Source organism: Erwinia sp. HR93, from assembly GCF_034555055.1.
Classification (GTDB): Bacteria; Pseudomonadota; Gammaproteobacteria; order Enterobacterales; family Enterobacteriaceae; genus Apirhabdus; species Apirhabdus apintestini.
The window spans coordinates 3,326,293-3,338,674 of record NZ_JAXUDP010000001.1; the positions used below are offsets into that span (position 1 = coordinate 3,326,293).

Genomic DNA, 12,382 nt, shown 5'->3' on the forward strand with positions numbered 1-12,382 from the left:
TTGACCGGAAAAAGCCGTTTTCTTTCACGACACTGGCCTTTTTCCATGACTTACAGGATTACCTTATGCCACCATTGGCAATTAAGGAGTAGTACTTTGTAGGTATGGGTATACTCCCGGGGATGTTTAAGAATACTCCGACCGGCCTGCCCTCAATCAACCGGAGCACACACGCCATGCTCAGACGCGACTTTACCCCGCTCACTCTTGCCAATCAACTCGCACTGGTTGTATTTCTACTTGCCGCACTCGGCGTCACCGGGCTGGGTACCGCCGGATGGCTCGGCCAGGGTATTCGCGGCAGCGCTCACGCGATCAACAAAGCAGGCTCGCTGCGTATGCAAAGTTATCGGTTGCTGGCCACGGTGCCGATTGGCCCACAAGATGCAGGTCTGTTCGAAGAGATGTCGCGCACAGCGGACAGCGGTGAACTGCGCCGCGCAGCGGAGCGGGACGGTCAGATTCGCCAGCTTAACGCACTAAGTGATTACTGGCGCGGCGTATTGGCACCGGCGCTTAAGCGCGCTCGCGACAGAGATGAAGTCAGAAATAAAATAACCGTCTTCGTTAATCAAATCGACAGCCTGGTCTCTTCTTTCGATAAAACAACCGAGCAGCGCATTCAGCGTATTGTCATACTGCAACAGGTCATGATCGTCTTTATGGGCTTGCTGCTGATTTTCACGGTGATATGGCTTCGTAAGCGCCTGCTACAGCCCTGGAAAAAATTACTCTCTATGGCTAACGCCATTGGGCGCCGTAATTTTAGCTATCAGGTAAAACTGAGTGGACGCGATGAAATGGCGACGCTCGCCAGCGCCCTTAATACCATGTCGACAGAACTGGCCGAAAGCTACGCGGTTCTGGAACAGCGCGTAATGGAGAAAACCCGGGGGCTTGAGCGTACCAATCAAATGCTGTCTTTCTTATATCAATCAAGTCGCCATCTTCATTCACCCGCCACATTTACCCAACGCGTCACCCCAGTGCTTAACGACTTGCAACAACTCACTCCCCTGCGTGATATTGAGCTGCGGGTTTACGAACATAATGATGAAGAAAATTATCAGGAATACACGCTTCGCCCGGATAACGATTATCATCATCAGGGTAAAGAAATTGTATCATCGCTAGAAGAGCGCACCTCGCTGAAGTGGCGCCTGACGGATAGCCATACTCAATACGGCCTGATTTTAGCCCAGCTTCCGATTGGAAATACGTTAAATAACGATCAGCAGCAAATGCTAGAAACGCTAATAGAACTGCTCACTACGACGCTGGCGCTGGAGCGACAGAATGAGCGCCAGCAGCAGCTGATTGTTATGGAAGAACGTGCGGCAATCGCCCGTGAGTTGCACGACTCCATCGCACAATCGCTCTCCTGTATGAAAATGCAGGTAAGCTGCCTGCAAATGCAGGGAGACACAATCCCAGCGTCCAGCCGCGAGCTTCTAAGTCAAATCCGCGGTGAGTTGAATACATCATGGCGTCAGCTACGCGAATTGCTCACCACATTTCGCCTGCAGTTGACAGAGCCGGGCCTGCGCCCTGCCCTTGAATCAAGCAGTCAGGAGTTTTCCGCACGTCTTGGTTTTCCGGTTACGCTGGATTATCGGCTGCCCCCACGCTGTGTGCCGGGAAATCAGGCTATCCACTTGGTTCAAATTGCGCGCGAAGCGCTTAACAATACGTTTAAACACGCGCACGCAAGCGCGGCAGGCATATCCGTATCACAGGAAGGTGGTCAGGTACGCCTTATAATATGGGACAACGGCTGTGGGATTACCGGTAACGGTGAGCGCAGCAATCACTATGGTCTAATTATTATGCGTGACCGCGCGCACAGCCTGAAAGGCAGTTGCCAGGTTCGGCCACGCGATGGCGGGGGAACTGAAGTCATCGTGGACTTTATTCCCGGACCTCAAACCTCTTCCGTTACAGGAGCAAAAAATGAGTAATCAGGACGCAGCAACCATCTTGCTGATTGACGATCACCCCATGCTGCGCACCGGCGTCAAGCAGCTTATCAGCATGGCACCGGACATCCGGGTCGTGGGTGAGGCCGGCAACGGCGAACAGGGTGTGGAAATGGCGGAGAGCCTCGATCCGGATCTGATTCTGCTGGATTTGAACATGCCCGGTATGAACGGCCTTGAAACGCTCGACAGGCTGCGTGAGAAAACCCTGTCTGGTCGTATCGTCGTGTTTAGCGTTTCCAATCACGAAGAGGACGTCGTTACCGCGTTAAAACGCGGTGCCGACGGCTACCTGCTTAAAGATATGGAGCCTGAAGAGCTGCTTAAGGCGCTACAGCAAGCTGCGGCTGGGGAAATGGTGTTAAGCGAAACGTTAACGCCAGTACTGGCTGCCAGCCTGCGTGCCAATCGTTCAACCTCCGACCGCGACGTCTCTCTGCTTACCCCGCGCGAGCGAGATATTCTTAAGTTAATCGCTCAGGGTTTGCCTAACAAAATGATCGCCCGTCGGCTGGATATCACCGAAAGTACGGTTAAAGTTCACGTTAAGCATTTGCTGAAAAAGATGAAGCTAAAATCACGGGTTGAAGCCGCGGTTTGGGTTCACCAGGAGCGTATTTTTTAGTCCACGTCCCGGTAACCCGTTAATTCGTCGCTACCGGGAATTAACTGCCAGCGGGTATCTTCTTTTGGGAAAGCCCGCAGAGGTTCATCAAGCCGCAGCGTTATCCAGTTAGACGTCACACGCTGCCCCTCCCCATCCTCAACGGTTACCGCCAGCCGCCAGCTATTTTTCTCACCGGCTTCATCACGCCACACAGGCATAATAACGGTCCAGCCGTCAGGGTTATTTGTTTTCGCGGGTGCGGTCAGGCTTAACGTTTGAGTGTCGCCTTCCCAGGAAATTTGCCGGATCCCGAAGCGTGAGCGTACCTGAATTTTCAGCGCCACCGTTTCGCCGGAGTTTAGCTGCCAGGGCGGCGTTGCCAAATAGACCGATAACGTTTTAGTTTTACGCAGTGAAACAACCGGCGTCGCTGAGCGCGTTACCGCATCATAGCGGCTGCCGCGCAGGGAGCTTGCTGCCGCGACTTCATCTGCCGATAACTGCTTTGAGAGCGGAACGCCAAAGCGATAGTTGAATTTCAGCCCCAGGTTATCCTGCGTATCACCGTTTTCGCCCTGTTTGTGCATGGCAGTAAAGGTCAAGAGTGGGACCGGCGTGTAATTTACCCCCAATTTCACGGCCATGGGATCGCGCGCGCCAGCGCCGTTATTAAACAAATCGACGCTGTCGCCAAAATATTGCTCAAGGCTCAGACTCGTCTGGATATGGCGGTAAAAGGGTAGCCACGCCAGGGCCGTGACGTCGTAGCCGCGCGCACTGCGCCGTTCCTGGGTATATTCGCTCAGCTGCCAGTCGTTTAGCGGTTGATAATAATTCGCAGAGAGGCGTAAATATTCGCCCCAGGCCTCGGCGCCGAATCCCGCCCGCTGCAAATTATCGCGTAACGTGCTGTCATAAAAAGTGTTGTAACCGAGCAGCCAGTCTCCCGCAACCCAGCGCTGCCCGAGGCCGATATTTCCAACTAACCCTTGTGTACGCTGGCTCACACCGACCTGGCTCCAGGTAAGCACCTTTTCATTATCCAGTAATGGCGTAAACAATGACCCCCGGCTACCGTTAAAATTACCCTCCTGATCCATTTGCAGCGCAACATCAGCTTTACCTAGCGGCGAAAGTAATGACTTCGCGCCGGATGTAATATGGCTGGCTAATACATCACGAAGATGTGTAAAGGCAAACTGACGAGCTCTGTCGCTGGTATCGAGATCGCTTTTTTTCATACTGGCTTCACCAAAGGCTTTTGCCATTGTCGCCAGCCTATTTTCTAACGCGTCGGAACGCTGTACCGGCGCATAGCCGAGATCGGGCAGATTATCGCCGTCGTTGTCAAAGGGATTTTCCGCTTCCTGAATAAAAGTCGCAGGCTGAATAGCGCCGCAGGGGGAAGCGTTTAATAAAGCAGCGCACACGGCGATTAATCGATAAAAATAGGGCATTACGTCATTAAGATATCAGGATTTCAGGTGAATAAACTTCCATCCAGTATATCATTCTCTCCCGTACAGCCAGGGTACATCTCTCTGAAAACACAATGGGTTAGCGCACTGTTAATCAGTAAGTGATAAAGCTTAATCCATATCGGGTTAAACCGGGTTATACCGCACCTCACGCCTCCTGCCGTCTGGTGACGCCCGGCAAGGCGGCTTATACTCATCCTTCCCTTTGCCTTATATATCGCCCACGTTAAACAGGAGTTAACATGCAAAATATGGTTATTATCGCCAATGGCGCAGCCTACGGCAGCGAAGCACTATTTAATAGCCTGCGTCTCGCAATCGCACTACGTGAGCAGGATACCGCGCTAACATTACGACTATTTTTAATGTCAGATGCAGTGACTGCCGGGCTGAACGGCCAGACGCCTCATGAAGGATATAATATTCAGCAAATGCTGGAAATACTTACTGCCCAGAACATTCCAGTAAAAGTGTGTAAGACATGCGCCGATGCGCGCGGCGTGAGCGCCCTGCCGTTAATTGACGGTGTAACAATCGGCACGTTAACAGAACTGGCAGCCTGGACACTAGAAGCTGATAAAGTGCTGACATTCTAACTCACTGCCCTCGCCCATTACACGGCGCTCAGGCTAACGGGAATGCCATTTACCGTCATCGCCTTTTTCATAAACTTGCTTTACCGCGCCCCAGGCAACCCGATGCGCGGTTTCTTCCCTGCTGGCGTCATCCCGCCGCGCAGACTTATCCTTATATTCTTCCCATGCGCTGTTAAACGCCTCTTTATAAATTTCCTGCGCGTGAGCGGGCAGAACATGTTTGACTCCATCCGGAAGCTGCTGGGTTGAGCGGTACGGCATACTTATTCTCCTGAGCCTGATTCACTAGTAATAGCGCCATAAGAGTTAGTATGGTCAGCGAGAACGCCTGGCGCCAGCGTCTGGCAAAATTTAGAAAATCAATTCTGCAACTAAATGTTAATAAAGTATAAAATCAGGATAAGAGGACATTATCAGAGCCTCATATTATTCAACTGCCGTATGCGGTAAATATTCGTAAAAATGTCGCAAGAAATAGCTTCTTTTGCTAAGGTGATGTGATAATCACTCATCTTGATAATGGTATAAGCCAAACACCGATATTATGGAGCATACAGAATGACAAAAGCGCCCGCGGAAGCGGTGAAAACTCGTCACAAGGAAACATCGCTTATCTTCCCGATCGCCGCACTAACGGTGCTGCTATTTTGGAGCTCCAGTCAGTCGATGGCGATGCTTATCGGAATTAACCTTTTAGCGCTTATTGGTATCTTAAGCAGCGCTTTTAGCGTTGTGCGCCACGCCGATGTGCTGGCGCATCGGCTGGGGGAACCGTTTGGATCGCTCATTCTGAGTCTGTCTGTCGTGATTCTGGAAGTAAGTCTTATCTCCGCCCTCATGGCAACGGGCGGAGCCGCACCAACGCTAATGCGCGATACCCTATACTCCATTATTCTTATTGTAACCGGCGGACTGGTTGGCTTCGCACTCCTGATGGGGGGGCGAAAATTTGCCACGCAGTACGTCAATCTGTATGGCATCAAGCAATATCTTATCGCACTGTTTCCGCTCGCTGTTATCGTGCTGGTTTTCCCGGCAACATTGCCGGGCGGCAACTTTACCATCGGGCAGTCGCTGTTAGTTGCCGCGATTTCCGCCGCCATGTACGGTATTTTCTTACTCATTCAGACGCGGACTCACCAAAGCCTGTTTGTGTATGAGCATGAAGATGAAGCCGACGACGACGACCCGCACCACGGTAAGCCGTCTGCCCACAGTAGCGCCTGGCATGCGATATGGCTGATTGTACATTTGGTTGCCGTTATTGCCGTGACCAAAATGAACGCAGTGCCGCTTGAAGGGTTACTGAACAGGCTACATGCTCCCGCCGCTTTCTCAGGTTTCCTGATAGCACTGCTAATACTTTCACCGGAAGGGCTAGGCGCAATTCGTGCCGTAATGAATAATCAGGCGCAGCGGGCAATGAATCTGTTTTTCGGCTCGGTGCTGGCCACGATTTCGTTAACCGTGCCCACGGTCACCATTATCGCGATTATCACCGGCAATACCCTGCAGTTTGCGCTAAATACCTCTGAGATTGTTGTCATGCTCTCTGCGCTTATGCTATGCCAAATCGCATTCTCTACCGGAAGAACCAATGTCCTGAACGGCGCAGCGCATCTGGCGCTGTTTGCCGCTTACCTCATGACAATTTTTGCCTGACGAATTATTGCTCCAGACCTCCCGCTACCGCGTGGAGGTCGCCCCTTGCCTTTGCTACAGCCGATATGGCTTCTGACTATTTGAGTACCTTACTGGTTTGCCCCATGGTTTTACCAACAATCCACACACTATTGCGCGTGACGTTGTCACTACATATCTTTAATCCAACCCTCTGTTTTTTTTAACATGCAAAAAGCCAGAGCTAAATAAACGAAGAACCGCCGCACTGATATAGATGGGTTCCGAGGTTAAGAAATATTAGCCGAGCCTGGCAAATGGGCCGAATATATCATCACCTTATTACCTATACATGCCCCCGAAGCGCTACGGGTACGACAGCCGTCAAGGTTATGCTAATTACCCGGTATCTTCTTACAGTCCATCACGGGTTTAACAGCCAGTGAAGTAAACCCCAGGCGTCATAAATCAGGTCATGCCATCAGGCAGGCACGTTCATTAAAATTTATTCAATGAATATCATCCGTTACCAGGAAGGCAGTCAGAGTTCGTTCAGGCCAGCCTTTAACAAAGTTAGCCAGCATCAGGCTGCGGCTGTGGCCTTTGCATGGAACAGCAAAAAAGGAGCCATCGGCTCCTTTTCATTTTGGCAACGCATATCGGCCAGGGTTAGCTGCTGGTATCCAGTGCCGGAAAGCTTTTTACCAGATCGTCAATCGCTTTCATTTGTAGCAGGAATGGCTCCAGTTTATCCAGCGGCAGCGCGGAAGGACCGTCACATTTCGCGTGTAATGGATCGGGATGCGCTTCGATAAACAGCCCGGCAATGCCAACGGCCATACCGGCACGCGCCAGCTCCCCTACCTGGGCGCGGCGGCCACCGGACGCTTCGCCAAACGGATCCCGGCACTGCAGCGCATGAGTGACGTCAAAAATAACCGGCGCATTGTGGGTCGCTTTTTTCATCACGCCAAAGCCCAGCATATCAACCACCAAGTTGTCATAGCCGAAGTTACTACCGCGATCGCACAGAATCACCTTGTCATTACCGCCCTCATGGAATTTATCCACGATGTTACCCATTTGACCGGGGCTGACGAACTGAGGCTTCTTCACGTTTATCACCGCCCCGGTTTTTGCCATGGCTTCCACCAGGTCGGTTTGGCGCGCGAGAAAAGCGGGGAGCTGGATAACATCGACGACTTCTGCCACCGGCGCTGCCTGCTGCGGCTCATGAACATCTGTAATAATTTTGACGCCGAAAGCGTCTTTTAGCGCCTGAAAGATTTTTAGCCCCTCTTCCAGACCCGGGCCGCGGTATGAGTGAATAGAAGAACGGTTAGCCTTATCAAAAGACGCCTTAAATACGTAAGGTATTCCCAGCTTGTCCGTCACATTGACATAATGCTCGCAAACTCGCATTGCCAGTTCACGTGATTCAAGTACATTCATGCCGCCAAACAGCACAAATGGCAGGTCGTTCGCCACCTGAATGTCGCCAATGCTAACCACTTTCTGTTTCATACGTCCGCCTTACTGATCAAATTGGAAACGGGCCGCGCCCGGCTGCTTAGTGCAGCGTAATCTGTTTATGTGAAATAGAATGTATCTGCGCTTTAATCATTTCGCTGATAGGATCTTCCGGGCAGTGCTCAACAAAATAGCTTAAGTCACTGAGCGCAACATGCTCACAGTCAAGCTGCGCGTAAATCAAACCGCGATCGCGAATTTCATACGGATCTTCCGGGTTAAATTGCAATAAAACTTCGCTGGCTCGCAGCGCCATTTCCATTTGCTGCTCTTCCATTAACGACGTTTTCAGCGTATCCAGAAGTTTACGAATAACGCCCGCATTGTCCGTTTCATCTAAATCTTCATCGTAAAGCTGTGCCGCAGGCCCAATATTCCCTTTAAGCCACACTTCAAGCGTATGCTCATCCAGCGTATCGCCGTTAAATGGATTAATTAGCCACATCTCGCCGTCCATCCAGTCTGCGCGCAGGATAAGCTGAGTCGGAAAAATAACCGGCATAAGCGGGATCCCCAGACGTTCTGCCACCCACAGCAAAATAGCCCCCAGCGACACAGCGCTGCCCTGCCGTTTTTTCAGGACTTCATCGAGCCAGAGCGCATCGGAAAGACGATAAACGCCGTCTGCATCGCGAAAGCCCCATTCGCCGTAAAACAGCGCCAACAGTTTCTCCAGTTGAACATCATGATGTAATCCTTCACAGATCTCTTCCCTGGCGAGCCGCGCTAATTGTTCAAGCTGGCTACGAACGTGCTGTGTCGGAAAATCCTCACGAATAAGCTGAGAAACTAAAATCATGCCCTCGCACAGCGGCGCCTGATTGAATTCGAAATCGGCCAACGACTCCATACTTACCCCAGTAACGGTATTTTTGTGGTGGCGAGCTTAATGATGACGTACAACACCACCAATCCCAGCAGAAACGCGAACCAGCGGATTTGCTGACTGCGCGGGCGTCGCCCCAGCGCAATAAAGCCCAAAACGATGTAGATAATAACGCCAAACAGTTTTTCAGTCAGCCACGCCCCCTGCGGCGTAAACGGCCAAAAGCGCGCAATTGTCATCAACGCCGCGCCGCTTAACAGCAAAACGGTATCATTGATATGTGGCACAATGCGCACCCAGCGCTTTTGTCCGACGGGCGAAGCGCGATACTGCCACCAATAGCGCAGCACGAAAAGTGAAACTGAAATTACCACGGTCAGGATATGCAGATGTTTAATCGCCGCATATGCGCCCATATTCTACCTCTGTTGAAACCTAAATTGCCCGATACTCAGGCGCTCATTGTGGCCATAGTCGCGATAAGTTTCTACCTGCTCATATCCCGCCTGCCGAAATAACGCGCGCACCGCTTTCCCCTGAGTCCAGCCGTGTTCCAAAAGCAACCAGCCGCCTGACTTTAGATACGCTCTGGCTTCATCAATCAGCACGCGTAAATCCGCAAGCCCTTCTTCCGCGGCAACCAAAGCGCTGTGCGGCTCAAAGCGCACATCGCCTAACGTCAGGTGCCGATCGCGAGCGTCAATATACGGCGGATTGCTAATCACCAGATCAAAGTCGCTTTGGCTAATGGCGCTAAACCAGTCGCTCTGAATAACCTGAACATTGTTTAGCCCAAGTTTGTGGGCATTATGCCGCGCCAGCGCTACCGCTTCAGGAACCCGATCGCAGGCCAAAATCGCACAGTCCGGACGTTCGCTGGCTAACGCCAGCGCAATTGCGCCAGTGCCGGTCCCTGGCTCCAGAATACGACAAGGGCGCGCGGGCAGGCGCAATAGCGCCTGTTCAACCAGACACTCGGTATCCGGACGCGGAATAAGCGTGGCTGGCGAAACGCTTAGCGGCAGCGACCAAAATTCGCGCTCACCGGTTAAATACGCAACGGGCTCTCCGGCTTCCCGCCGGATGAGTAACGCCTCCAGCAGCGCAAGATCGTCAGGCTTAAGTACCGTCTCTCCGAACGCCAGAATGAAAGTGCGCGCCTTTCCCGACACATGCGCCAGCAGTATCTCCGCATCGCGTCGGGGACTGTCGCTGTGCGTCAGCCGCTGCGCCGCCTGACGCAGCCAGGATTGATAATCCATTACTCCTGACCGGCCAGCGCCGCCAGCTGATCGGCCTGATACTCCTGCACAATAGGCTCTATCAGCATATCCAGTTTGCCTTCCATCGCTTCATCTAACCGGTATAGCGTCAGGTTAATACGATGATCGGTTACCCGCCCCTGGGGAAAATTATATGTCCGATTACGATCGCTGCGATCGCCGCTGCCAAGCAGGTTACGACGCGTAGAGGCCTCTGCCTGCTGCCGCTTCGCCACCTCCGCCGCGCGGATGCGCGCACCGAGCACCGCCAGCGCCTTCGCTTTGTTTTTATGCTGAGAACGCTCATCCTGGCACTCGACAACAATGCCTGTAGGCAAGTGTGTAATGCGGATAGCAGAATCAGTGGTATTGACGTGCTGCCCGCCCGCGCCTGAAGAGCGGAAGGTATCGATACGTAAATCCGCCGGATTAATATCCGGCAATTCAGCTTCAGGCAATTCAGGCATTACCGCTACCGTGCAGGCAGAGGTATGAATACGCCCCTGCGACTCAGTCGCAGGCACTCGCTGCACGCGATGACCGCCAGACTCAAACTTCAGCCGCCCGTATACGCCCTCACCGCTAATCTTGGCGATAATTTCTTTATAACCGCCGTGCTCGCCTTCATTCATGCTCATAATTTCTACACGCCAGCGACGGCTTTCCGCATAGCGGCTATACATACGAAAGAGATCGCCGGCAAAAAGCGCTGCTTCATCGCCGCCCGTGCCGGCGCGCACTTCCAGGAACGCATTACGCTCATCATCGGGATCGCGCGGCAGGAGCAAAACTTGCAGTTGTTGCTCAAGCAGGGTTTCCTGCGCCTGCGCCGCCGTCAGTTCCTCTTGCGCCATATCGCGCATTTCCGGGTCATCCAACAGCGTGTGTGCGGTTTCAATATCGCTGCGGGTTTGCTGCCACTGCAAAAAGCAGCGAGATACATCACTTAACTGCGCATACTCGCGAGAAAGTGCGCGAAAGCGCTCCTGGTCCGCAATAATATCGGCTTCGCCCAGCAGCGCCTGTACCTCTTCGTGACGCTCTTGCAGAGCTTCCAGTTTGGCAACAATAGAAGGCTTCATAGGTGTTAACGTTACCTTTGACTAGATAAGAATAGGATCTGCTAATCCAGCCCAAGGCTGTTGCGCAGAATATGCAGCCGCTCATCGTCACCGTCGCGAGCAGCCTGCTGCAATGATTTGGTAGGGGCGTGAATCAGTTTATTGGTTAATTTCCAGGACAGTTCCTGAAGCACGGATTCGGCATCAGCACCTTGCTGCAGAGTGGCCCGCGCTTTGGATAACAGATCGTCGCGAATTTGCTCTGCCTGGCTTCGGTAGTCGCGTATGGTTTCATTTACACTTTGCGCTCGCAGCCACGCCATAAACTCGCGGGTTTCCTGCGCGACGATAGTTTCTGCCTGCACTGCGGCTGCCTGGCGCTGAGCCATATTATGTTGAATAATCGCCTGCAGATCGTCAACGCCGTATAAATACGCATTCGCAAGCTTACCGACCTCGGGTTCGACGTCGCGCGGGACGGCGATATCGACTAACAGCATAGGTTGATTACGACGAGCCTTTAGCGCGCGTTCCACCATGCCCTTACCTACAATGGGTAGCGGGCTTGCGGTAGAGCTAATTATGATATCGGCTTCCTGCAAACGCTCATTAATATCGCCAAGACCGATGACTTCAGCGCCGACCTCATCGGCAAGCGCCCGCGCCCGCGCCTGAGTGCGGTTAGCAATAATCATGCGGCTGACGTTATGTTCGCGTAAATGGCGGGCTACAAGTTCAATCGTCTCTCCCGCACCAATGAGCAGCACCGTTACTTCGCTAAGAGATTCGAATATTTGACGCGCCAGCGTACAGGCGGCAAAGGCAACAGAAACGGCGCTGGCGCCAATTTCTGTTTCAGTGCGTATCCGCTTTGCGACGGAAAAAGACTTCTGGAACATGCGCTCCAGTTCGCTGACGTGAAGATGCCCGCGCGTGGAGTCGGCAAACGCCTTTTTAACCTGCCCCAGGATTTGCGGCTCGCCGAGCACCATAGAGTCAAGCCCGCTGGCAACGCGCATCAGATGGCTCACCGCGTCGTTGTCTTCATGCCAGTAAAGGCTATTACGCACATCCTGCTCATTCAGGCCGTGAAAATCGCACAGCCAGCGCATCAGCGTTTCACGCAGGTTCTCCTGCTGCTCCACGCTAAGATACAATTCCGTACGATTACAGGTTGAAAGCACGACGCCTCCCTGCACCATCGGCTGCGACAGCAGGCTGTCCAGCGCACAGTCAAGCACATCGGACGAAAACGTCACGCGTTCTCGCAGTGATACCGGCGCCGTTTTATGATTAATACCGAGGGCTAATAGCGTCATGGGTGCGGGAGTAATACCGGTCTTGATAAGGATTTCTGCTCACATAATACAGGATGCATGCGTGCAATAAAAGGGAACCGCCTTTTTCATAGCAATAGAAGATACCT

12 protein-coding genes are annotated in these 12,382 nt (G+C 52.6%); 4 read left to right on the forward strand and 8 right to left on the reverse strand.

Features of this window, described 5'->3' with window-relative positions; all coding sequences use genetic code 11:
• The first annotated feature begins 176 nt into the window (after positions 1–176).
• Both narX and narL read left to right on the forward strand, forming a co-directional pair.
• A complete protein-coding gene (narX, locus tag SFA31_RS15515; protein ID WP_322838794.1) occupies positions 177–1,958 on the forward strand; it encodes a nitrate/nitrite two-component system sensor histidine kinase NarX in 1,782 nt (593 codons plus the stop codon).
• Positions 1,951–2,601, forward strand: coding sequence for a two-component system response regulator NarL (gene narL, locus SFA31_RS15520; protein ID WP_322838795.1), 651 nt, complete (start codon positions 1,951–1,953; stop codon positions 2,599–2,601). The genes narX and narL overlap by 8 nt, the downstream gene beginning before the upstream one ends.
• Here narL and SFA31_RS15525 read toward each other — a convergent pair.
• The gene (locus tag SFA31_RS15525) at positions 2,598–4,040 is read right to left on the reverse strand and encodes a YchO/YchP family invasin (protein WP_322838796.1); all 1,443 of its coding nucleotides are present in this window, start codon (positions 4,038–4,040) and stop codon (positions 2,598–2,600) included. The two genes, narL and SFA31_RS15525, sit on opposite strands and share 4 nt — an antisense overlap.
• Before the next feature lie 263 nt (positions 4,041–4,303).
• Here SFA31_RS15525 and SFA31_RS15530 point away from each other — a divergent pair, with 263 nt between their 5' ends.
• Entirely contained in the window at positions 4,304–4,657 is a 354-nt protein-coding gene (locus SFA31_RS15530; protein ID WP_322838797.1) for a DsrE/DsrF/TusD sulfur relay family protein, read from the forward strand.
• A gap of 33 nt (positions 4,658–4,690) precedes the next feature.
• Here SFA31_RS15530 and chaB read toward each other — a convergent pair whose 3' ends face one another.
• Entirely contained in the window at positions 4,691–4,918 is a 228-nt protein-coding gene (chaB, locus tag SFA31_RS15535; RefSeq protein ID WP_322838798.1) for a putative cation transport regulator ChaB, read from the reverse strand.
• Positions 4,919–5,215: 297 nt separating this feature from the next.
• Here chaB and chaA point away from each other — a divergent pair, with 297 nt between their 5' ends.
• A complete protein-coding gene (chaA, locus tag SFA31_RS15540; protein WP_322838799.1) occupies positions 5,216–6,319 on the forward strand; it encodes a sodium-potassium/proton antiporter ChaA in 1,104 nt (367 codons plus the stop codon).
• Positions 6,320–6,946: 627 nt separating this feature from the next.
• On the opposite strand, the gene kdsA is transcribed toward chaA, so the two are convergent.
• The 6 genes from kdsA to hemA are packed head-to-tail and all read right to left on the reverse strand — an operon-like array spanning position 6,947 to position 12,275.
• Positions 6,947–7,801: a 3-deoxy-8-phosphooctulonate synthase gene (gene kdsA, locus SFA31_RS15545; RefSeq protein WP_322838800.1), complete on the reverse strand. Its 855-nt coding sequence runs from the start codon at positions 7,799–7,801 to the stop codon at positions 6,947–6,949.
• Between the two features lie 46 nt (positions 7,802–7,847).
• Complete coding sequence (gene sirB1, locus SFA31_RS15550) at positions 7,848–8,657, reverse strand: invasion regulator SirB1 (RefSeq protein ID WP_322838801.1); 810 nt, start codon at positions 8,655–8,657, stop codon at positions 7,848–7,850.
• A 2-nt stretch (positions 8,658–8,659) separates the two neighbouring features.
• On the reverse strand, positions 8,660–9,049 hold the full coding sequence (gene sirB2, locus SFA31_RS15555) for an invasion regulator SirB2 (RefSeq protein WP_322838802.1): 390 nt from the start codon (positions 9,047–9,049) through the stop codon (positions 8,660–8,662).
• Between the two features lie 3 nt (positions 9,050–9,052).
• The gene (gene prmC, locus SFA31_RS15560) at positions 9,053–9,895 is read right to left on the reverse strand and encodes a peptide chain release factor N(5)-glutamine methyltransferase (RefSeq protein ID WP_322838803.1); all 843 of its coding nucleotides are present in this window, start codon (positions 9,893–9,895) and stop codon (positions 9,053–9,055) included.
• Positions 9,895–10,977, reverse strand: a complete 1,083-nt coding sequence (prfA, locus tag SFA31_RS15565; RefSeq protein ID WP_322838804.1) for a peptide chain release factor 1 — start codon at positions 10,975–10,977, stop codon at positions 9,895–9,897. The genes prmC and prfA overlap by 1 nt, the downstream gene beginning before the upstream one ends.
• A gap of 41 nt (positions 10,978–11,018) precedes the next feature.
• Positions 11,019–12,275 carry a glutamyl-tRNA reductase gene (gene hemA, locus SFA31_RS15570; protein WP_322838805.1) on the reverse strand — a complete coding sequence of 419 codons (1,257 nt, stop codon included), beginning with the start codon at positions 12,273–12,275 and terminating at the stop codon, positions 11,019–11,021.
• Positions 12,276–12,382 lie beyond the last annotated feature (107 nt).